The organism is Streptomyces sp. NPDC002870 (assembly GCF_042888505.1).
In the GTDB taxonomy this organism is placed as follows: domain Bacteria; phylum Actinomycetota; class Actinomycetes; order Streptomycetales; family Streptomycetaceae; genus Streptomyces.
Genome location: NZ_JBIAPW010000048.1, coordinates 43,068 through 62,931 on the forward strand (window position 1 = coordinate 43,068; position 19,864 = coordinate 62,931).

Here is a 19,864-nt window from a genome sequence, read left to right on the forward strand (position 1 = left end):
GACAGGACAGGTGTCAGCGCCAACGCCGCCCGGAAATCTGGGAGTCAGACCCGCTGGCCGGAGAGACGCTCGACGGAGCGCAGCAGGGCGGAGTGGTCGAGGCCGCCGTCGCCCTGGGCGCGCAGCGAGGCGACCAGCTGGGCGACGACCGCGCCGACGGGCAGTGCGGCGCCGACATTGCGGGCAGCGTCGGTGACGATGCCCATGTCCTTGTGGTGCAGCTCGATCCGGAAGCCGGGCTTGAAGTCCCGGTTCAGGAAGTTGTCCTTCTTGCGGGTCAGTACGGTCGAGCCGGCCAGACCGCCGTTCAGGACGTCGAGCGCGGCGGCCAGGTCCACGCCGGACTTCTCCAGGAAGACCACGGCCTCTGCGCAGGCCTGGATGTTGACCGCCACGATCAGCTGGTTGGCGGCCTTCACCGTCTGGCCGGAGCCGTGCGGGCCGCACAGGACGATGGTCTTGCCGAGGGCTTCGAGGATCGGCCGGGCGTTGTCGAAGTCGGCCTGCTCGCCACCGACCATGATCGACAGTACGGCTTCGATCGCGCCGGCCTCGCCGCCGGAGACCGGGGCGTCCAGCACACGGATGCCCTTCTGCGCACCGGCCTTGCCCAGGTCCACCGAGGTCTGCGGGGTGATCGAGGACATGTCGATCAGCAGCGCGCCCGGCCTGGCGTTCTCCAGGATGCCGTCGGGGCCGTACGCGATGGCCTCGACCTGCGGGGACGCGGGCACCATCGTGATGACGACATCGGCGTCCTTGACGGCCTCGGCGATGGAGGGCGCTGCGGTGCCGCCGGCCGCGGCCAGCCGGTCCAGCTTGTCCTGCTCCAGCGTGAAACCGGTGACCTGATAACCCGCCTTGATCAGGTTCTCGGACATGGGGGAGCCCATGATGCCGAGGCCGATCCATGCAATCTTGGGGGTGCTCATGAGGGTGCCTTCCTAGAAACCTTGGTACGTCAGGGAGTTCAGCGGGCCGCTCGGGCCTCGGCCGGGAGCCAGTCGAAGGACTCCGCGCTCGGGCGGTCGCCGGCCTTGTACTCCAGGCCGACCCAGCCGTCGTAACCGGCCTTCTTCAGCTCGTCGAGCAACTGCTCCAGCGGCAGCGAGCCGGTGCCCGGCGCGCCGCGGCCCGGGTTGTCCGCGATCTGGACGTGACCGGTCCTGTCGGCGTACGCCGCGATGACCTGGCTGACGTCCTCGCCGTTCATCGACAGGTGGTAGATGTCGAGGAGGAACTTCGCGTTGCCAAGGCCCGTCGCCGCGTTCACCCAGTCGACGACCTCGATCGCGGCCGGGGCGCTCACCAGTGGGTAGAGCGGGGACTCGGGCTTGTTCAAGGTCTCGACCAGCAGGGTCGCGCCGACCCGGTCGGCGGCACGGGCGGCGAGCACCAGGTTCTCCAGTGCGAGGGCGTCCTGGATCTGCGGGACGACGCCCTCGACGCGGTTGCCGTACAGCGCGTTGAGCGCCTTGCAGCCGACCGAGGCGGCGAAGCCCGCGGCCACGTCGATGTTGGCGCGGAAGCGGTCGGACTCCTCGCCGGGCACGGAGAGCGCGCCGCGGTCGGGGCCCGGCAGCCGCCCGGCGTAGAAGTTCAGTCCCACCAGACGGGTGCCGGCGTCGTCGAGCGCCTTCTTCAGGGCGTCGAGCTCGGCCTGCGGCGGGGTGGCGGTCTCGATCCAGGGCCACCACAGCTCGACCGCGGTGAAGCCGGCGGCGGCCGCGGCCGCCGGGCGCTCCAGGAGCGGGAGTTCCGTGAAGAGGATCGAAAGGTTCACATCGAAGCGCTGGTCCGTGTATCCCATAAGGGTGCGCTCCTTCCGTATTGCGGAAGTCAGTTTCTGCTTAACGGAAGATTGCCTGGTGGTCGGGAGGGCTGTCAAGGGCGGGTCCACAAAAAAGAGCCTCCCGAGCGGGGGCGGAAGGCCTGTCCAGGCTTCCGCCGTCCCGGCTCGGGAGGCACTTGGTGGGTCTTGGGTGGATCTCGGGTGGGTACGGCCCGCTGGGCGGAGCCCGTACGGGCGCTACAGAGCGTCGACCGCGCTCACCTTCCAGCCGCCGGAGGTGAGCGTGAGGGTCATCCGTACCCGGTTCAGGTCCACGCGGGGGCCGGAGATCTGGGTGCTGCTGGTGACCTGGTTGACGAAGAGCAGGACGACGGCCCGGTCCGGTGAGGCCGACACCACCGATGCCGCCGGCGCGCCACCGCCTGCCGGCTTCACCACCGTCGCTTTGACCACGCCCTTGTACTTTTTGGCGGTCGGGGCCACCACCTTCGTGGTCGTCCGCTGATACTCGTCACGGAAGGAACCCGTGAGGTGGCCACGCGCCGCGGCGAAGTCCCGGTCCAGATGCCGGTGGTCGTATGACAGGATCACGGGAGCGGCCTTCTGCGCGGCTGTGAGCGCCTGTGCCCGCGCCCGGTCCGTCTGCCGGGCGTCCCAGTACTTCCACCCGAGCACCGTGACCGCGACCAGCCCCGCCACGACCAGGACGGCGAGCACAGCGGTTATGAGTCCGCGTTGCCGCCACCGCGAAGGCCGGGTGGGGCCGTCACCGGCCTTGTCCGCGGCCGTCTGCTCATCGGGTGCCTCAACGGGGTCCTCCGTCTCCAGGACCCGTCCGACGGCCAGCAGGGCCGGGACCTGCGTGTCGTCGAGATCGGAGTCGGGCCCGGGGCCCGGGCCGGTGCGCTCGGCTCGCCTGGCTGCGGCACGGGCGGCCGCGGCCATGGACCGGCTTCCGGGTGAGCCGGCGCGGCGGCTCCGCGTGCTGGGGTTCGCCACGGTGTCTCTCCTCACTGGTGGTACGGGGTGTGTCCGGGCGACGCGGTCAGCCGACGAACTCGACGTTGGACGTCAGCCAGCGACCGTTCTCGAGCACAAGGTCGAGTTGCAGCCGGTAGGTGCGGGCCTGCCCCTCGGGGGCGGCGGTGTTGGTCACCTTGCTGTCGGCGACCACCATGACCCGGGCGGTGTTCTCGTCGGCGCGGGTGATGCCCGCTTCGAGCACCTGGCCCTCGGAGACCGACTTGTTCGCGGCCACCAGCTTCGTGAGTTCCGCGGTCTGCGCCGCGAACTGTTCCTTGAAGTCGCCGGCGGCGCCCTTCAGCACGGTCTCGCTGTCCCGTGCGTAGTGCCGGTAGTCGAGCGAGGTGAAGTTCAGCGCCGACTGGCGTGCGGCGGCCAGAATGGCCTGATGCCGCTGCTCCTGCAGGCGCTGCTCGTACAGCTGGAAAGTCAGCCACACGCTCAGCACCGTCGTCACGGCCGTCGCCACGGCGAGCGTCGCGGGCAGTGCCCTCCCCCGCCGTGCGGCCTCGACCAGTCTGATACCCAGTTCGCGCAGCCGCCGTGTCGCGCGCGCGACGCGACCGCCGGTCATGCCATCGGTCCGACGAGCAGCCATTGCCACGAGTCCTTTCCGAACACGTTCTGTTCTCCGCCCGTCGAGCCGATCTCGACGAACGATCCGTCCGGGCCGGCCGCGGCGCCGGTCTCCGGGTCGTAGGGGGTGATGAACGCGGCCGGGCCGGCCCCGCCGGAACCCGAGGCTCCAGGCGCGTTCTGGGCGCCGCGGACCGAGGTCTTGCCGCCGCGCGGGGCCGTGCAGCGTGCGGCGGTGTTCGCCGGACGCTCGCTCGTGTCCGCGGGGTCGCGGCGCTGCGTCCCGTAGCCCTGCCGGCACGCCGGCGGCTCGTCGGCATTGACGACCATGCCGAAGTGGGTGGTGCCGTCGCCCGGGATCACGGTGAAGCTGCCCGCGACCACCACGGGAAAGGTGACGAGCGACTGCTCGACGCCCGGTAGCCGCGCCACCGTGATCTGGCCGCCGCTGATGAGATTGCCCAACAGCACCGGAAGATGCGTCCGGTTGGCCTTCAGCAGCGAGTTCAGCTCGTTCGCCGCGGGCGCGCCCGCGCCGGTCAGCCTGCGGATGTCACCGTCACTGGACTTCAACTCGGCGGTGAGGTCCGCCAGGTCGCGGGAGAACGACTTGATCGCCGAGCCCTTGTCGGACTGCGTCTTGAGTGCCACGCGCGAGTCCTCGATCAGCGTGATGGTCTGCGGGAGCGAGTCGGACGCCGACTCGATCAGCCGGTTGCCCGAGTCGACCAGTCGGCTCAGGTGCGGGCCGGTGCCCGCGAAGGCCTTGCCCAGCTCGTCGACCGTGATCCGCAGATCCTCCTTGCCGACGGATTTCACCAGGCGGTCCACACTCATGACGAGATCCGTGGACGGCAGTGGCACCCGCGTGTCACCGCGGGCGATCGTGCTGCCGTGCCGCAGATAGGGGCCGCCGGTAACGCGCGGCTGCAGATCGACGTACTGCTCGCCGACAGCCGAACGGTGCGCGACCACGGCCAGAGTGTCCGCCGGTATCCGCTGGCCGTCCTCGATGTCCAGCGCCACCGACACGCCGTCCGAGCCGGTCAGCCGCAGCTCGCCGACCCGGCCCACCGGCACGCCGCGATAGGTGACCTCGGCACCCTTGAAGATGCCTCCGGACGCGGCGAAGTCGGCCCGGACGGTGTACCCGCGGTCGAGGACCGCTTCGGACAGCCCCGTGTACTGGGCGCCGACGTAGGACACGCCGACGGCGGTGAGGACGGCGAAGGCGACCAACTGCGTCTTGACGCTGCGTGTGATCACGGCTGCATCCCCTTCAGCATGAGCTCCGCGAGAGCGAGGTCGACTCCGGGCGGGTAGCCGTCGGTGTTTTCTGTGGGTTCGGTGGGTACGCCGTACGAGGCGTAGCCGCTGGTGCACACCGGCGGGCACAGCGGATCGCCGGGGGCCGGCGGGTCGTTCGGAGTGCCCGGAACACCTGGCCCGGACGTCGGTGTGGAGGGTCGTGGCAGGCCGGGAACTCCTGGCACCTCGGGGACCTCCGGGGCACCCGGCACCTCCGGAACTCCGGGCTTCGCCGGGGGTTTGGGCTTCCCGTTCCCGTCGCCGAGGTTGCCGTAGATGCTCGCGAGATCCAGATCGGCGGTGATCTTGAGATTGACGTAGTCGCCCTTGATGGCATTCGTCGCACTGCGCGGGAACGGATACGTCGTCATGAGTTCCAGGGCGTTGGGCAGGTCGTTGCCCGCCTTGTTCAGCTGCTCCAGGATCGGCCGCAGGCTCGTCAGATTCGCGACCACATCGTCCCGCGAGGCGTTGATCACCCGGGTGCCCGTCGTGCCCAGCTTCGACAGGGACGTGAGCATCCGTGTCAGGTTCTTGCGCTGGTCGGCCAGCACCTTCAGCGCGGGCGGCATGGTGTCGACGGCCTGGGCGACCGTCGTCTTCTCCTTGGCGAGTCGCTTGGACAGCCGGTCTATGCCGTTCAGCGCGCGGATGATCTCCGCGCGCTGGCTGTCGAGACCGCCGATGAAGGTGTCCAACTCTGTGAGCAGGGACTTGACCCGGTTCTCCCGGCCCGCCAGGGCCTCGTTCAGCTCCACGGTGATGGTCTTGAGCTGCGCCACTCCGCCGCCGTTGAGCAGAGCCGACAACGCGGCCAGCACCTCTTCGATCTCCGGGTTGCGGCCGCTGCGGGACAGCGGGATCCGGGCGCCGTCGGTGAGTTTGCCGACGGGTGCGGTACCCGGCGGGGCGGACAGTGCCACGTACTTCTCACCGAGCATGCTGGTCTGGCGCAGCTCGGCCACTGCGTTGGCGGGCAGTTTCACCGAATCGGCCACCCGCAGCCGCACCCGGGCGTGCCAGCCGGTCAGCTCCACCTTCTCGACGGCGCCCACGGTGACGTTGTTGACCTTCACGGAGGACTGCGGAACCAGGTCGAGGACGTCCCTGAACTCCACGGTGACCTTGAAGGCATTGCCGTCCGAGGCGGCGCCGCCGGGCAGGTCGACGTCGTACCACCCGTTGATGTCGCAGCCGGATATCAACAGCGAGCCGACGGCCGCCCAGGCGGCTGCCCTCCCCTTGCGCAGCGCGCTCATGCACGGGCCTCCAGGATTCCGCCGAGGGTCTTGTCCACCGGTCCCGTGCCCGCGGTCGGCACATTCGGCGACAGCTTCGGAAGGGAGTCGAACAGCGTCTCAAGCTCCCCGCAGTCGGGGTTCTTGCCGCCGGTGTCACCGGTCGTCCTCAGCAGCGAGCACAACAGCGCGGCCGGGTCCTGGGGATGGTCCGGGTTGTTACGGGTGTCGAGGGTGCCGGAGGACGGGTTGTAGGCGTTCTGCAGATTGGACAGCCCCGCGGGTGCGACCTCCAGCAGCTCGGCCAGCGCAGCCCGCTGGGTGACCAGCACCTTGGTGACCTTGCTCAGGCCCTTCACATCGGCCGTCAGCAACTTCTTGTTCGCTTTGACGAACTCCGTCACATCGCGCAGCGCCACTCCCAGGTGCCGCAGCGCCGCCGCGAGGTCCTTGCGCTCCCCGGCCAGCTGGTCGGCCACCTTGGCGAGGCTGTCGTTGAAGGAACGGACGCTGTCGTCGTCGGCCGCCAGAACAGCCGTGAACACCTGCAGATTCCGTACGGTGCCGAACAGGTCCTTCCGGCCGTCGGACAGCGTGCCGACCGCCAGCGACAGATCCTCCACCGTCTGGTGCAGCTGCTTCCCCTGGCCGTGGAGGTTGTCCGCGCTCACCCCGAGGAGCCGGGACAGCGAACCGTCCGCGTTGGCTCCCCGCGGACCGAGCGCCTCGGCCGTGGTGTGCAGGCTGTCGAAGACGCGGTCCAGTTCGACCGGGACGGCCGTGCGGTGCTCGGGGATGACGGCGCCGTCTTTGAGCGTCGGCCCGCTCCGGTACACCGGCAGCAGCTGTACGTAACGGTCGCTGACCACCGAGGAGTTGATGATCGCGGCCTTGGCGTCCGCGGGGACCTTGCGCCCGGCCTCGTACTCCAGCTCCACCCGCACCCGCTTGCCGCTCGGCGTGATCTTCTTGACCTCGCCGATGCGGACACCGAGGACGCGTACGTCCGAGCCGGGGTAGATGCCCACCGTGCGCGGGAAGTACGCCGTGACCTTGACCGGCGACGAGCGCGGCCAGAACACGATCGCCCCGGTGGCGACCAGCACCAGCGCGGTGACCAGAGCCAGTCGTCGTTTCATCGGGAACTTCCCCATCATTGCGAGCCTCCCGTCCGCGGAACCACCGGAGCGGCGACCATGTTCTGGATGTAGCTGTCGAACCAGCGGCCGTTGCCGAGAGTGTTGGTGAACACCCGTACATAGGGGGCGAGCAGCTTGACGCTGCGGTCGAGGGAGGCCTGGTTGCGTTCGAGCATGGTGACCACCGCGTTCAGGCCCTTGAGCGCCGGGCCGATCTCCTTGCGGTTGTCCTCGACGAGGCCGGAGAGCTGGATGCCCATCGCGGCCGAACTCTTGAGCAGCGCATGGATCGCCGCACGCCGCCTGGTGATCTCCCGGAACAGCTTGTCGCCGTCCTTGACCACCCGGGAGAAGTCGCCGGAACGTTCGGAGAGAACGCCCGTGACCCCGTTGGCGTGCTTGAGAAGTTCACGCAGGGCCTCGTCGCGGGACGCCACCGTACGGGAGATCCTCGAAAGCCCCTTGATGGATGCCTGCACGTCGGCCGGCGAGTCCTTGAAGGTGGCGGAGATGGTGTCCATGGCCTTCGCCAGCTGGTCCATGTCGACCTTCTCCGTCGTGGTGGTCAGATCACTGAACGCCGTCACGACGTCGTACGCCGGAACCGTACGGTTCAGCGGGATCTCGCTGCCCGGCGGTAGCTGCCCTGCCCCCTTCGGCTGCAGCGCGAGGTACTTGGAGCCCAGGATCGTCTTGATCCGGATGGCCGCGCCGGTCCTCGTGCCGAACTCCGGGTCCCCCTTGACCTTGAAGGTCACCTTCACATGGTCGCCGTCCAGATCGACCTCGTCGACCTTGCCGACCTTGACCCCGGCGATGCGCACCTCGTCGCCGGGTTTGAGGCCGCCCGCTTCCGAGAATGCCGCGCTGTACGTCTCGCCGTTGCCGATCAGCGGGAGGCTGTCGGCGTTGAACGCCGCGACGGCCAGCAGCGCGAGCGTGGAGATGCCGACCGCCCCGATCATTACGGGGTTGCGCTCACGGAAGGGGATCACTGGCCGCACCTCGCCCTCGCGACATGGAGCTCAGGGGTGAGCACCTGCCTGGTCTTCGGCAGCACGATCCGGCCGTCGAAGTCACAGAGGTAGAAGTTGAACCAGGAGCCGTACGACGCCGTCCCCGTCAACTTGTTCAGCTTGTTCGGCAGCCGTTTCAGCACGCCCTCCACGGTCTTCTCGTGTCTGTTCAGCGTTCCGGTGAGGTCGGTCAGCTCGGCGATGTCGTCCTTCAGCGGCGGGCGGGCGTCCTCGATCAGGCCCGAAGTTGCCTCGGTCAGTTGGCCGATGCTGGTCAGCGACTCGCCGATGGGCTTGCGGTCGGCGGACAGCCCGGAGATCAGCCGCTGCAACTGCTTGAGCAGTCCGGAGAAGCGGGCGCCGCGCTTGTCCAGCGTCTTCAGCACCTCGTTGAGGTTGTCGATCACGGACCCGACGAGCTTGTCGCGGTCGGCGAGTGTGGTGGTCAGGGAGGCGGTGTGGGCGAGCAGGCTCTTCACCGTCCCGCCCTCTCCCTGCAGGGTCTTGATGATCTCGGTGGCGAGCTGGTTCATGTCGTCGGGGCTCAGTGCGGCGAAGAGCGGCTTGAATCCGTTCAGCAGCGCGTTGAGATCGAGCGCCGGCTGGGTCCTGGCCAGCGGGATCCGGGCGCCGGGCGGCAGCGGCGCCCCGTCACCCGCGCCCTCCGTCAGCGCGATGTACCGCTGTCCGACCAGATTCCGGTAGCGGACGACGGCGCCGGTGCTGGAGAACAGCGGACGGTTGTGGTCGACCGTGAAGGTGACCTCCGCCAGCGTGCGGTCCTTGATCCCGCCGCCCTTGATCCGGATGTCCTCGACCTCGCCGACCCGCACTCCGGCGACCCTGATGTCGTCGCCCTCCTCCAGGCTGGTGACGTCGCTGAACACCGCGCGGTACGTCTCCTGCGGCGTGAAGGAGAGGTTGACGATGGTGGCCGCGAGCATCGCCGTCACCAGCACCGTCACCACGGCGAAGAGAATGAACTTGATCAGCGGGGCCGCGGTCTGAATGGCTCCTGACTTCGTCATGCGACGCTCACCGCCGTTCCGCGGGCCATCGGGCCGAAGAGCAGCGTCGCGACGGCCGGCACCTGGTCGGCCGGAACTCCCATGACGGGCGCCACGAGTGAGCCGACCGCACGCTGCTCGGCTTCGGTGGCGGACACAGCACTATGGGTACCGCCTCCCGAGCCGTGCGCCGACGTACCGTCATTGAGCTTTGTGTCCGGTGCGGGCACCCGGGGGTTGGGCAACCCCCTGCAGTCGGGTCCTGAACGTTCTGCATAGCGCGGTTCCTCACCGGGTTTGTACGCGGGCCGAGGGCGGACGAATTCGAGGGTGATGCGCATCTCTCCGCCCCTGAAGGCTTCTTCGGAGGCCGCCGTCTGCTTCACCAGGCCGTCCAGGAGGCAGGGGTAGACCGGCGCGTAGCGGGCGAACAGGGCCAGCGTGGGTCGCGAGACGCGGCCGAGGGTGATCAGCCGGCCCTCGTTCTCGTCGAGGAACCCGTCCGCGGTGCCGGCGGCGTCGGCGGTCGCGGTGAGCGCGGAGGCCAGTTGCTCCCGCTGCTCGACGACAGTGCGGCTGGTGGTGACGGTGTTCCGCAGGATCCTCAGCAGATCGGGTGCAGCGTCCCCGTACACCGCGGTCACATCGGCGAACCGCGAGATGTTTTCCTTGATGGACGGCATGTGCGGGTTGAGCCGGCTGAGATAGCGCTCGAAACGGGTGAGGTTGGCGCCGATCTGGTCGCCGCGCCCGTCGAGCGCGGTGGCGAACGCCGACAGCGTGGCGTTGAGTTCGGCGGGCCGAACGGTCCGCAGCAGCGGCAGCAGGTCGTTCATCAGATGCTGGAGCTCGATGCCGGCCTCGGTGCGGTCCTGGGTGATGACGTCCCCGGCGCGGATGTGCCGCCCCGCGGAGCCGCGCGGGGCGACCAGATCGACGTACTTCTCGCCGAAGAGTGTCTTGGGCAGCAGCCGGGCGTGCACGTCGGCCGGGATGCGGGAGACGTGCTCCGGTTTGAGGGCGATGTCGAGCGTCGCCTTCTGGCCGTCGGCCCGGACCTCGCGCACCTCGCCGACCAGCAGCCCGCGCAGCTTGACGTCGGCCCGCGGGTCCAGCTGGTTGCCCAGGGTGTCGGCCTCCAGCGTGATCCGTACGACGGAGACGAACACCTGCTGGTAGACGGCGACGGACAGCGACAGCAGAAGCGCGATGACCGCGATGAAGACGATGCCGTACAGCCGCAGTCGTGCGCCGCGTGTCGGGACGGGAATGGGAATGCGCATGGATCTTCTACCCCGCTATCCGTACGGTCGTGTTGGCGCCCCAGATCGCCAGGCTGAGGAAGAAGTCCAGGATGTTGATGGCGACGATGGAGGTCCGCACGGCACGGCCGACCGCGACGCCGACGCCGGCCGGGCCGCCGCTCGCGTAGTAGCCGTAGTAGCAGTGGACGAGGATGATCACGACGGCGAAGACGATCACCTTGCCGAAGGACCACAGGACGTCGACCGGCGGCAGATACTGCTGGAAGTAGTGGTCGTAGGTGCCCGCGGACTGTCCGTAGTAGCCGGTCGTGATGGTGCGCGCCGCGAAGTACGAGGACAGCAGTCCGATCACATACAGCGGGATCACGGCGACAAACCCGGCGATCATCCGGGTGGTCACCAGGAACGGCAGGGAGGGGACGCCCATCACTTCCAGCGCATCGGTCTCCTCGCTGATCCGCATGGCCCCGAGCTGGGCGGTGAACCCTGCCCCGACCGTCGCCGACAGGGCGAGACCGGCCACCAGCGGGGCGATCTCACGGGTGTTGAAGTACGCGGACAGGAACGCCACGAAGTTGGAGGTGCCCAGCTGGTTGAGCGCGGCGTAGCCCTGCAGGCCGACCTCGGTGCCGGTGAAGAAGGACAGGAAGGCGATGACGCCGACCGTCCCGCCGACCACCGCCAGCGCCCCGCGGCCGAAGCTCACCTCGGCGAGTAGACGCAGGGTCTCCTTCTTGTAGCGGCGCAGCGTGCGGCCGGTCCAGGCCAGCGAGCGTCCGTAGAAGGACAGTTGGCCGCCCAGCTCCTCGAGCCGGTCCAGCAGCAGACGATTCATCAGCGGCATCGGTCAACCCCTCTGCGGAACGACCTGGAAGTACACCGCGGTCATCACGAAGTTCGTCACGAACAGCAGCATGAAAGTGATCACCACGGACTCGTTCACGGCGTCGCCCACGCCCTTCGACCCGCCCTTCGCGGTCAGTCCCTTGTACGAGGCGACGATCGCCGCGATGGCGCCGAACACCAGGGCCTTCAGCTCGGCTGCCCATAGATCGGACAGTTGGGCGAGGGTGGTGAAGGAGGCCAGATACGCGCCGGGCGTACCGTTTTGGAGGATCACGTTGAAGAAGTAGCCGCCGGCCACCCCGACCACCGACACAAGACCGTTGAGCAGCACGGCCACCACCATCGAGGCCAGCACCCGCGGTACGACCAGGCGGTGGATCGGGTCGATGCCCAGCACCTGCATCGCGTCGATCTCCTCACGGATCTTGCGCGCCCCGAGGTCCGCGCAGATCGCGGTGCCGCCCGCTCCCGCGATCAGCAGTGCGGTGACGATCGGCGAGGCCTCCCGCAGCACGGCCAGCACCGAGGCCGCGCCCGAGAACGACTGCGCGCCGAGCTGGCGGGTCAGACTGCCGATCTGCAGGGCGATGACCGCCCCGAACGGGATGGAGACCAGGGCGGTGGGCAGGATGGTGACGCTCGCGATGAACCAGGCCTGCTGGATGAACTCCCGTACCTGGAACGGGCGCCTGGGGAAGGTCCGTACGACGTCCAGGGCCATCGCGAACAGGCTGCCGGAATGTCGCAGCGCGCCTGTCGGGGAAAGGCTCATGCGTCCGCCACCTCCACCTTGTTCAGCGCCGCCTCACGCCGGGCGATCGCCTCCCAGCGGGGCGGCCGGGTGATCCCGGGGCTCGGCAGCAGGCGCGGCGTCAACTCGTCGGCGGCCTTGGGAACGCTCAGCTCTGCGTCGCCGAGACGCGCGAGCTCCTGCTCGACCTGGGCGGCGTCCTTCTCCTCCGCCATGCCGATCGGCCCCTGCATCCGGCCGTTCAGGAACTGCCGTACGACCGGCTGGTCGCTGGTCAGCAGCTGTTCCCGGGGGCCGAACATCACCAGCTCGCGGCGGAAGAGCAGCCCGATGTTGTCCGGGACCTGCCGGGCCGATGCGATGTCGTGCGTGACGATCAGGAAGGTCGCGTCGATCTGTGCGTTGAGATCGACGATCAGCTGATTGAGGTACGCCACGCGCACCGGGTCGAGACCCGAGTCCGGCTCGTCGAAGAGGATGATCTCCGGATCGAGCACCAGGGCCCGCGCCAGTCCGGCCCTTTTGCGCATGCCGCCGGATATCTCGCCGGGCAGCTTCTCCTCTGCGCCGATGAGCCCGACCATGTCCATCTTCTCGAGGACGATCTGCCGGATCGCGCTCTCCGACTTGCGGGTGTGCTCACGCAGCGGGAAGGCGATGTTGTCGTAGAGGTTCATCGACCCGAACAGCGCGCCGTCCTGGAACAGCACGCCGAACTGCTTCCGCACCTCGTACAGGTCGTGTTCGCGCAGCTTGGTGATGTCCGTGCCCGCGATCCGGATCGAACCGGCCTCCGGCTTGAGCAGGCCGACCAACGTCTTGAGGAACACGGACTTGCCGGTGCCCGAAGGGCCGAGCATGACCGAAACCTCGCCGGCGGGCAGCGTCAGCGAAACGTCCTGCCAGATGACCTGGTGGCCGAAGGACTTGGTCAGCCCTTCCACACAGATCTCGACACCCATCCGGTTCACCCTTCAGCAGTGGAGCAGCTCCGACATCTGCTCTACGGGGAAGGGCGGCCCGTCCGTCGCGGCCAAGCACGAAATTTTTTACGGGCGCGAAATCAGGGGTGAACATCGGTGTGCGAGGTGGCCGCGGGCAGCTATGGGCGTGGCAGGGACACCGGGGCGGACGGGGTGGCCAGGGGCACCGAGGGCGATGGCGTGGTCATGGGCACCTCCGGCACGGAGGGCACGGTCACCTCGGGCGCGACAGTCATAAGGGGCACGTCCGGCACGTCCGGCACTTCGGGGACGTCAGGTATGTCGGGGACGTTAGGCACTTCAGGGACGTCCGGGGTGGAGAGCGGCGGCAGCGGTGGCAAGGTGACCTCCGGCAGGGACGGCAGTGCGGGCAGTCGGACTCCGGGCGCGTCCGTCCCGCTCGTGGCGGTCCCCGACACCGTCTCTGCGGGGGTGCCGGCGGCGGACGGCTCCGCTCGGCCGTGGTCCGGTGTCCGCACGTCCGAGGCCTTCGACGGGGCGGGCCCGGCACCGGGCCGGTCCCAGTCGTGGGCGTACGGCAGGATGAACCCGGCGACGACCAGCGTCGCCGCCGTCGAGGCCACTGCCACCGCCTGGGCGTTCACGCCCGTCCGGGGCCGGTTTCGACCGCACAGCCACAGAGCCAGCGCCAGCGTGCCGGCCAGCGTATTGCGCAGCGTCCGCCGGGCTCGCGCCAGCAGCGACTCGACCGTCCGGTAGCTCAGTCCCATCTCGTGGGCGACCTGGCCGACGTCGAGGTCCTCTGACTTCAGCCGGATCGCCTGCGCCTGCCGGGCGGGCAGTTCGTCGGTGCGTACGGCCAGCCACTTGGCCTCTGCCCGGTCACAGACCGCCTCGTCGACGGGCACCGGGCCCGTCGGTACGAGCGTCGCGCTGCTGCGCACCTCGGCCTCGCGGTTGACCTGCCGGTAACGGTCGACGCACAGCCGCATGGTCACTGTCGTCAGCCACGCGCCGAGCCGCTCGTTGTCCAGATGCGGGTTCTCGGCAGCGCGCAGCATGGCCTCGTGTACCGCGTCCTCGGCGTCCTCCATGCTCATGGAGCGGCGGCGGGCCACTTTGAGCAGCTGCTCGCGGTGGCTCCACGCGCGCTGCCACCGTTCGTGGGCAGCCGTGTCCGTCGGCCCGCCCGAATACGCAGGCATGTCCGTCGCCATGAGGGCCCCTTTGCGCTCACCTGCCGGTTCGGTGCTGTCCGGCGGATGGCGACATTACCGCCGGGTATCCGGAGTTGGGGAGGGGGTGGCGCTCATCGAGTCCTTACCGTTGCTGGTCAGCGAACCTGCCCGTTGCCGGCCAGCGGGCCTGCGCCGGGCAGGACACCGTCGCCGGGCAGCTCGACACCGCTTGTGGCGACGGGAAGTACGGGCTTCGCGGGCTCCTGGCCGCTGCCCGGCGCGGTCTTCGAGGGTGCGGGAGAGGGCGTGGGCGAGGACGGCCCGGGGGACGCGTCGTGCGGACCGGCCTGGCGTGCGGGAGCCGTGGACGCCGATGGCCGCGGCCGCGCCGGACGTGACGGCTCCGGGGCCGGGCGGGTGGCGGATCCGCCGAGGTCCGGCACCGTCCGATGTCCTTCGAGGAAGTACCCGAACCATGCCCTGACCGTGCGCAGATACGCGGCGGAGTGGTTGTAGCCGAGGATCGCCAGGTCCAGGTCGTGCGGGTCGGAGAGATCCCGTCCGCCCGCGCACAGGTAGCGGCCGGCCGCGAGGGCCGCGTCGTAGACGTTGCCCGGATCGCTGCGTCCGTCGCCGTTGCCGTCGGAGCCCCAGGTGGCCCACGTCGACGGAATGAACTGCATCGGACCGACAGCGCGGTCGTACGCCGTGTCCCCGTCGTGCACCCCGCCGTCGGTGTCCCTGATGAGGGCGAACCCGTTGCCGTCCAGCCGCGGGCCGAGGATCGGTGCGACGGTCGTGCCGTCCGCGCTCACCCGGCCGCCGCGCGCCTGCCCGGACTCCACCTGGCCGATCGCGGCCAGCAGCTGCCAGCGCAGACGGCAGCCGGGCGCGCTGCGCGCGAGGTCCGACTCGGCCTGCCGGTAGGCGGCCAGGACCGTGGCCGGCAGTGCGCCGCCGACCGGTGCGGCGGAGTCGTCCGTGCCCACTCCCGTCTCGCGGGCCCGCAGCGGCGGAAGCTCGGTGCGGTACGGGGTGTCGCCCGTGACGCTCTGCCCCGGCGGGGGCGTCGGACGCTGAGCCGGGTCCGAGGCGTGTGCCGCCGGCCCCGGCGCCCGTGAGGCGGTCAGCGCCGCCATGGCCGCCGTCGCGACCGCTGCCGCCCTGACACCCCTGCGCTTGCGCCCTGCCGTGTTGCGACCAGTCATGATGCAGACCCCTCCCAGTGCCGCCGAGCCGGAGATGAGGGCCGGCGCGGCTTCCGTCACCTGCTCTACGCGGGGACATGGCGGGTCCGTCGCGCGCAGCCGCGCCTTTCCGGGCCGGGACGGCGCCGACGGCGCGGGAGGGCACCGCTAACGTGGGCGCATGGAGCGATTGCGGGTGGAGTTCACCACCGAACCCTTCGACCTCGATGAAGCGCCGGCCCATGCGGTGGTCGCCCGCGAGGTCATCCAGGCGGCCCAGCTGGACGCCGTGGACGTAGGCCCGTTCGGCAATACGGCGGAGGGCGGCGCCGACGAGGTGCTGACCGCGGTCGACGCGCTGCTGCGCCGGGCTCTGAAGGCGGGCGCCACCCGTGTCTCGTTGCAGATCAACGTGATCGGGGAGGGCGAGAAGTGACCCAGCCGGGAGATCACCCCCTCGTCAGCGCCGTGAAGCCGCTTGTCGACGCGATGGGCGCCGAGATACTGAGCCCCGAGCAGGCCAGTCCCGACGATGTGGTGCTCGCCTGGGAGGGCGAGGACGTACTCGCCGTGCGGCTGCCGCAGCTGTCGGACTCGCTCGACCACATCCTGGCCGCCATGGAGCGCCGGCACGGCATGCCGCTGTCCGAGCTGGACCGTAAGACGAAGCAGCTGGTCGTACGGACACTGGAGTCGCGCGGCGCCTTCTCCGTACGGCACGGGGTGGAGACGGTGGCCGGCGCTCTGGGGGTCAGCCGCTTCACTGTGTACAACTACCTGAACAGGGAAAACGCCGCGAAGGACAGCTAGCACGGCGCTCACGGCCCCATCGGACGCAGTCGAGCCGTCGTCCGGATGTCCGGACGGCGGCTTTTGCGTTACCGAGTTTTCAACAAAGTGTTGACGCCTGGTTGCCGGAGGGCGTTAGCTATCCGCAGCCCGTCCGAACGCACAGCGAAAAACAGCCACGGAGGCTCCCGTGACTTCAGGACCACAGCGCATGCCGGGGGCGGCCCCCGAATCCCCGGAGGGCCTCGTCCGGTTCAACACCTCGCAGGACACCGCGGCCCTGGCCGCCCTGCACGAGGTGTGCGCCAGTTCGGCGTGGGGGAGCAAGGTGCTCGCCCAGCGTCCGTACGCCACCGTGGAGGCCCTCTCCGACGCAAGCGACGCCGCCATGGCCGAGCTGAGTGCCGAGGACCTGGCCGAGGCGATGGCGGGGCACCCGCCGATCGGCCGGCCGAAGCCCGGGGACCCCACCTCGTCCCGCGAACAGAGCGGGATGGCCGGGGCCGCTGAGGAGCTCAAGGCTGAAATGCTCGAACTGAACCTGGCCTACCAGGAGCGGTTCGGACATGTCTTTCTGATCTGCGCCACCGGCCGCACCGGTGAGCAGATGCGTGACGCGGTCCGCGAGCGGATCGGCAACTCGCCCGAGCAGGAGCGGGAAACAGTCCGCACCGAGCTGGGCAAGATCAACCGCATCCGGCTGACCCGCCTCGTAGCAGAAGGAGAGTGACGTCTTGAGCACCGAGACCACCGCATCGGTGTCCACGCACATCCTGGACACCAGCGTCGGACGCCCCGCCGAGGGCGTCGCCATCTCCCTCGCGGCCCGCAGCGGCCCCGACGCGGAGTGGGTGGCGCTCGGCGGATCGAAGACCGACGCGGACGGGCGCTGCAAGGACCTGCCGGCGCCGCCGGAGACAACGACCCACGTACGTCTCGACTTCGAGACCGAGGCGTACTTCGCCAACCACCCCACCAAGCAAGCCGAGGCGCAGCAGGACGCCCCCCGCGTAAGGGACAGCGGTGCGTTCTTCCCGGAGGTGGCGATCACTTTCGCCGTCAGGCCGGGCGAGCACTATCACGTACCGCTGCTGCTCAACCCGTTCGGCTACTCCGTTTACCGAGGGAGCTAGCAGACATGCCCACGATTCTCGGCCAGAACCAGTACGGCAAAGCAGAGAACCGCGTCGTCAAGATCACGCGGCACGGCGACACCCACCACATCAAGGACCTGAACGTCTCGGTCGCTCTCTCCGGCGACATGGACGAGGTCCACTACTCCGGCTCCAACGCCAACGTCCTGCCGACCGACACCACCAAGAACACGGTGTACGCGTTCGCCAAGGAGTACGGCATCGAGTCCGCCGAGCAGTTCGGCATCCACCTGGCCCGTCACTTCGTGACCAGCCAGGAGCCGATCCACCAGGCGCGCATTCGTATCGAGGAGTACGCCTGGGAGCGCATCGAGACCTCGGACGGCAACTCCAAGTTCATCGGAGCCGACGAGGTCAAGCACTCCTTCGTCCGCAAGGGCCAGGAGACCCGCGTCGCCCAGATCACCTTCGACGGTGAGACGTGGCAGGTCATCTCCGGTCTGAAGGACCTCACCGTGATGAACTCGACGAACTCCGAGTTCTGGGGTTACGTCAAGGACAAGTACACGACCCTGCCGGAGGCGTACGACCGCATCCTCGCGACCCAGGTGTCCGCCAAGTGGCGCTACAGCTGGTCGTCCGACGAGGAGCGGATGCCGAACTGGGAGAAGTCCTACGAGCAGGCCAGGAAGCACATGCTGCAGGCCTTCGCCGAGACGTACTCCCTCTCGCTCCAGCAGACTCTGTACCAAATGGGTTCGCGCATCATCAACAGCCGCAGCGAGATCGACGAGATCCGCTTCTCGCTGCCGAACAAGCACCACTTCCTCGTCGACCTCGAGCCGTTCGGCCTCAAGAACGACAATGAGGTCTACTTCGCGGCGGACCGCCCCTACGGCCTGATCGAGGCCACCGTCCTGCGGGACGGCGTCGAACCGCAGATCCCGCTCGACATGACCAACCTGTAGCAGTCCCGCTCCATCCCCGACGCGTGCGCCGGCGTCAGGTCCCAGGGGGAGAGCGGGGGCATCTGCGCAACGACAGCACCGCGGACCCGGTCGTCACCCCGCTCGACCCCCGGGTTCGTTCCACCAATGGGAAGAACGAGGACCCGCCATGGCGGCTTCGCGCATCGTCATCGAAAACTGTGCCATCGCGACCGTGGACGCGAACGACACCGAGTACGCCTCCGGCTACGTCGTCGTCGCAGACAACCGGATCGAATCGGCAGGAGGGGGCAAGGCTCCCGCGGACCTGGAGAACGTGGCCCGCCGCATCGACGGCACCGGGCAACTCGTCACGCCCGGCCTGGTCAACACCCACCACCACTTCTACCAGTGGATCACCCGGGGTCTGGCCACCGACCACAACCTCTTCAACTGGCTGGTCGCGCTCTACCCGACGTGGGCGCGCATCGACGAGCCGATGGTGCGCGCGGCGGCACGGGGCTCGCTCGCCATGATGGCCCGCGGCGGTGTGACCACCGCGATGGACCACCACTACGTCTACCCGCAGGGCTCCGGCGACCTGTCCGGCGCGATCATCGGCGCGGCGAGCGAGACGGGGGTCCGCTTCACCCTCGCCCGCGGCTCCATGGACCGCGGCAAGTCGGACGGCGGCCTGCCGCCGGACTTCGCCGTCGAGTCCCTCGAAGGCGCGCTCGCCGCCACCGAGGCGACCATCGACAAGCATCACGACGCCTCCTTCGACGCGATGACCCAGATCGCCGTCGCGCCCTGCTCGCCCTTCTCCGTCTCCACCGAACTGCTGCGCCAGGGCGCCGAGCTCGCCCGCCGCAAGGGTGTCCGGCTGCACACCCACGGCTCGGAGACCGTCGAGGAGGAGGAGTTCTGCAAGGAGCTCTTCGGGATGGGCCCGACCGACTACTTCGAGTCGACCGGCTGGCTCGGCCAGGACGTGTGGATGGCCCACTGCGTCCACATGAACGACTCCGACATCGCCGCCTTCGCCCGTACGGGCACAGGCGTCGCGCACTGCCCGTCGTCCAACGCCCGCCTCGCCGCCGGTATCGCCCGGGTACCGGACATGCTTGCCGCCGGTGTCCCGGTCGGCCTCGGCGTCGACGGCACCGCCTCCAACGAGTCGGGCGAATTGCACACCGAGCTGCGCAACGCGCTGCTCATCAACCGGCTCGGGTCCCATCGCGAGGCGGCACTCAATGCCCGCCAGGCGCTGCGCCTCGGTACGTACGGCGGCGCCCAGGTCCTCGGCCGCGCCGACCAGATCGGCTCCATCGAGGCCGGCAAGCTCGCCGACCTGGTGCTGTGGAAGATGGACACGCTCGCCCACTCCTCCATCGCCGACCCGGTGACCGCGCTCGTCTTCGGCGCGGCCGCCCCCGTCACGCTCTCCCTCGTCAACGGCAAGACCGTCGTCGAGGCGGGTCACCTCACCACGGTGGACGAGGACGCCATCGCCCGCTCCGCGCGGGACGAGGCACAGCGCCTCGCGCGCATCGCCGCGCAGGCCTGATCCGAAGGAAGTCCGGTCGAGGGGGACGGCCCTCGACCGGCGGCCATGGGCCCGAGCGGGGTCCATGGCAGCCGTGCCCGGCGGGGTGGGGCCCCCCACCCGGGGCGCCCCCCCCCCCCGGGGGCGACGGGATGAAAAAAACCCCCACCTGAGCGCCCAAAACCCGGGGGCCCCCCCCACCAAAACCCCCCCCCCCCCCCACGGGCACACACCCGCCC

21 protein-coding genes are annotated in these 19,864 nt (G+C 69.3%); 6 read left to right on the plus strand and 15 right to left on the minus strand.

What is annotated here, in order from left to right; genetic code table 11:
- Positions 1 to 44: 44 nt before the first annotated feature.
- The 15 genes from ACFYWY_RS35380 to ACFYWY_RS35450 form a co-directional block, all read right to left on the minus strand.
- The gene (locus tag ACFYWY_RS35380; protein ID WP_389194698.1) at positions 45 to 932 is read right to left on the minus strand and encodes a 2-hydroxy-3-oxopropionate reductase; all 888 of its coding nucleotides are present in this window, start codon (positions 930 to 932) and stop codon (positions 45 to 47) included.
- A gap of 38 nt (positions 933 to 970) precedes the next feature.
- Positions 971 to 1,810 (minus strand): TIM barrel protein, encoded by an 840-nt coding sequence (locus ACFYWY_RS35385; RefSeq protein WP_389194701.1) that lies wholly within the window; start codon positions 1,808 to 1,810, stop codon positions 971 to 973.
- Between the two features lie 219 nt (positions 1,811 to 2,029).
- Positions 2,030 to 2,791, minus strand: coding sequence for a hypothetical protein (locus ACFYWY_RS35390; protein WP_389194703.1), 762 nt, complete (start codon positions 2,789 to 2,791; stop codon positions 2,030 to 2,032).
- A 46-nt stretch (positions 2,792 to 2,837) separates the two neighbouring features.
- Positions 2,838 to 3,413, minus strand: a complete 576-nt coding sequence (locus ACFYWY_RS35395) for a hypothetical protein (RefSeq protein WP_389194705.1) — start codon at positions 3,411 to 3,413, stop codon at positions 2,838 to 2,840.
- Positions 3,386 to 4,657 (minus strand): MCE family protein, encoded by a 1,272-nt coding sequence (locus tag ACFYWY_RS35400; RefSeq protein ID WP_389194708.1) that lies wholly within the window; start codon positions 4,655 to 4,657, stop codon positions 3,386 to 3,388. Before ACFYWY_RS35400 ends, ACFYWY_RS35395 begins: the two co-directional genes overlap by 28 nt.
- Entirely contained in the window at positions 4,654 to 5,958 is a 1,305-nt protein-coding gene (locus tag ACFYWY_RS35405; protein ID WP_389194710.1) for an MCE family protein, read from the minus strand. The genes ACFYWY_RS35400 and ACFYWY_RS35405 overlap by 4 nt, the downstream gene beginning before the upstream one ends.
- On the minus strand, positions 5,955 to 7,076 hold the full coding sequence (locus ACFYWY_RS35410; protein ID WP_389194713.1) for an MCE family protein: 1,122 nt from the start codon (positions 7,074 to 7,076) through the stop codon (positions 5,955 to 5,957). Before ACFYWY_RS35410 ends, ACFYWY_RS35405 begins: the two co-directional genes overlap by 4 nt.
- A 14-nt stretch (positions 7,077 to 7,090) precedes the next feature.
- On the minus strand, positions 7,091 to 8,071 hold the full coding sequence (locus ACFYWY_RS35415; RefSeq protein ID WP_389194716.1) for an MCE family protein: 981 nt from the start codon (positions 8,069 to 8,071) through the stop codon (positions 7,091 to 7,093).
- The gene (locus ACFYWY_RS35420; RefSeq protein WP_389194718.1) at positions 8,068 to 9,120 is read right to left on the minus strand and encodes an MCE family protein; all 1,053 of its coding nucleotides are present in this window, start codon (positions 9,118 to 9,120) and stop codon (positions 8,068 to 8,070) included. The genes ACFYWY_RS35415 and ACFYWY_RS35420 overlap by 4 nt, the downstream gene beginning before the upstream one ends.
- A complete protein-coding gene (locus tag ACFYWY_RS35425; protein WP_389194721.1) occupies positions 9,117 to 10,382 on the minus strand; it encodes an MCE family protein in 1,266 nt (421 codons plus the stop codon). Before ACFYWY_RS35425 ends, ACFYWY_RS35420 begins: the two co-directional genes overlap by 4 nt.
- A gap of 7 nt (positions 10,383 to 10,389) precedes the next feature.
- Positions 10,390 to 11,208 (minus strand): MlaE family ABC transporter permease, encoded by an 819-nt coding sequence (locus ACFYWY_RS35430; RefSeq protein ID WP_389194723.1) that lies wholly within the window; start codon positions 11,206 to 11,208, stop codon positions 10,390 to 10,392.
- 3 nt (positions 11,209 to 11,211) lie between these two features.
- Complete coding sequence (locus ACFYWY_RS35435) at positions 11,212 to 11,982, minus strand: MlaE family ABC transporter permease (protein WP_389194726.1); 771 nt, start codon at positions 11,980 to 11,982, stop codon at positions 11,212 to 11,214.
- Positions 11,979 to 12,923 carry an ABC transporter ATP-binding protein gene (locus ACFYWY_RS35440; protein ID WP_389194729.1) on the minus strand — a complete coding sequence of 315 codons (945 nt, stop codon included), beginning with the start codon at positions 12,921 to 12,923 and terminating at the stop codon, positions 11,979 to 11,981. Before ACFYWY_RS35440 ends, ACFYWY_RS35435 begins: the two co-directional genes overlap by 4 nt.
- A gap of 140 nt (positions 12,924 to 13,063) precedes the next feature.
- Complete coding sequence (locus ACFYWY_RS35445) at positions 13,064 to 14,122, minus strand: sigma-70 family RNA polymerase sigma factor (protein ID WP_389194732.1); 1,059 nt, start codon at positions 14,120 to 14,122, stop codon at positions 13,064 to 13,066.
- Positions 14,123 to 14,238: 116 nt separating this feature from the next.
- Positions 14,239 to 15,291 carry a lytic transglycosylase domain-containing protein gene (locus tag ACFYWY_RS35450; RefSeq protein WP_389194734.1) on the minus strand — a complete coding sequence of 351 codons (1,053 nt, stop codon included), beginning with the start codon at positions 15,289 to 15,291 and terminating at the stop codon, positions 14,239 to 14,241.
- Between the two features lie 160 nt (positions 15,292 to 15,451).
- Here ACFYWY_RS35450 and ACFYWY_RS35455 point away from each other — a divergent pair, with 160 nt between their 5' ends.
- From ACFYWY_RS35455 to ACFYWY_RS35480, 6 genes are all read left to right on the plus strand, one after another.
- Positions 15,452 to 15,706 carry a thiamine-binding protein gene (locus tag ACFYWY_RS35455; RefSeq protein ID WP_389194737.1) on the plus strand — a complete coding sequence of 85 codons (255 nt, stop codon included), beginning with the start codon at positions 15,452 to 15,454 and terminating at the stop codon, positions 15,704 to 15,706.
- Complete coding sequence (locus ACFYWY_RS35460) at positions 15,703 to 16,080, plus strand: helix-turn-helix domain-containing protein (protein WP_389194740.1); 378 nt, start codon at positions 15,703 to 15,705, stop codon at positions 16,078 to 16,080. Before ACFYWY_RS35455 ends, ACFYWY_RS35460 begins: the two co-directional genes overlap by 4 nt.
- A gap of 190 nt (positions 16,081 to 16,270) precedes the next feature.
- Positions 16,271 to 16,789, plus strand: coding sequence for a 2-oxo-4-hydroxy-4-carboxy-5-ureidoimidazoline decarboxylase (gene uraD / locus ACFYWY_RS35465; RefSeq protein WP_389194754.1), 519 nt, complete (start codon positions 16,271 to 16,273; stop codon positions 16,787 to 16,789).
- Between the two features lie 4 nt (positions 16,790 to 16,793).
- On the plus strand, positions 16,794 to 17,192 hold the full coding sequence (gene uraH / locus ACFYWY_RS35470) for a hydroxyisourate hydrolase (protein WP_389194743.1): 399 nt from the start codon (positions 16,794 to 16,796) through the stop codon (positions 17,190 to 17,192).
- Positions 17,193 to 17,197: 5 nt separating this feature from the next.
- Entirely contained in the window at positions 17,198 to 18,121 is a 924-nt protein-coding gene (gene pucL / locus ACFYWY_RS35475; protein WP_389194746.1) for a factor-independent urate hydroxylase, read from the plus strand.
- A 148-nt stretch (positions 18,122 to 18,269) separates the two neighbouring features.
- The gene (locus ACFYWY_RS35480; protein ID WP_389194749.1) at positions 18,270 to 19,646 is read left to right on the plus strand and encodes an 8-oxoguanine deaminase; all 1,377 of its coding nucleotides are present in this window, start codon (positions 18,270 to 18,272) and stop codon (positions 19,644 to 19,646) included.
- Positions 19,647 to 19,864: the final 218 nt, after the last annotated feature.

Bases quoted from the DNA above. Each gene is read 5' to 3' on its own strand.
- ACFYWY_RS35420 (WP_389194718.1), bottom strand. From the start codon at position 9,120: ATGACGAAGTCAGGAGCCATTCAGACCGCGGCCCCGCTGATCAAGTTC.
- ACFYWY_RS35435 (WP_389194726.1), bottom strand. From the start codon at position 11,982: ATGAGCCTTTCCCCGACAGGCGCGCTGCGACATTCCGGCAGCCTGTTC.
- ACFYWY_RS35385 (WP_389194701.1), bottom strand. From the start codon at position 1,810: ATGGGATACACGGACCAGCGCTTCGATGTGAACCTTTCGATCCTCTTC.
- ACFYWY_RS35380 (WP_389194698.1), bottom strand. From the start codon at position 932: ATGAGCACCCCCAAGATTGCATGGATCGGCCTCGGCATCATGGGCTCC.
- ACFYWY_RS35405 (WP_389194710.1), bottom strand. From the start codon at position 5,958: ATGAGCGCGCTGCGCAAGGGGAGGGCAGCCGCCTGGGCGGCCGTCGGC.
- ACFYWY_RS35425 (WP_389194721.1), bottom strand. From the start codon at position 10,382: ATGCGCATTCCCATTCCCGTCCCGACACGCGGCGCACGACTGCGGCTG.
- ACFYWY_RS35455 (WP_389194737.1), top strand. From the start codon at position 15,452: ATGGAGCGATTGCGGGTGGAGTTCACCACCGAACCCTTCGACCTCGAT.
- pucL (WP_389194746.1), top strand. From the start codon at position 17,198: ATGCCCACGATTCTCGGCCAGAACCAGTACGGCAAAGCAGAGAACCGC.
- ACFYWY_RS35450 (WP_389194734.1), bottom strand. From the start codon at position 15,291: ATGACTGGTCGCAACACGGCAGGGCGCAAGCGCAGGGGTGTCAGGGCG.
- ACFYWY_RS35395 (WP_389194705.1), bottom strand. From the start codon at position 3,413: ATGGCTGCTCGTCGGACCGATGGCATGACCGGCGGTCGCGTCGCGCGC.
- ACFYWY_RS35480 (WP_389194749.1), top strand. From the start codon at position 18,270: ATGGCGGCTTCGCGCATCGTCATCGAAAACTGTGCCATCGCGACCGTG.
- ACFYWY_RS35445 (WP_389194732.1), bottom strand. From the start codon at position 14,122: ATGGCGACGGACATGCCTGCGTATTCGGGCGGGCCGACGGACACGGCT.
- ACFYWY_RS35410 (WP_389194713.1), bottom strand. From the start codon at position 7,076: ATGAAACGACGACTGGCTCTGGTCACCGCGCTGGTGCTGGTCGCCACC.
- ACFYWY_RS35430 (WP_389194723.1), bottom strand. From the start codon at position 11,208: ATGCCGCTGATGAATCGTCTGCTGCTGGACCGGCTCGAGGAGCTGGGC.
- ACFYWY_RS35440 (WP_389194729.1), bottom strand. From the start codon at position 12,923: ATGGGTGTCGAGATCTGTGTGGAAGGGCTGACCAAGTCCTTCGGCCAC.
- uraD (WP_389194754.1), top strand. From the start codon at position 16,271: ATGCCGGGGGCGGCCCCCGAATCCCCGGAGGGCCTCGTCCGGTTCAAC.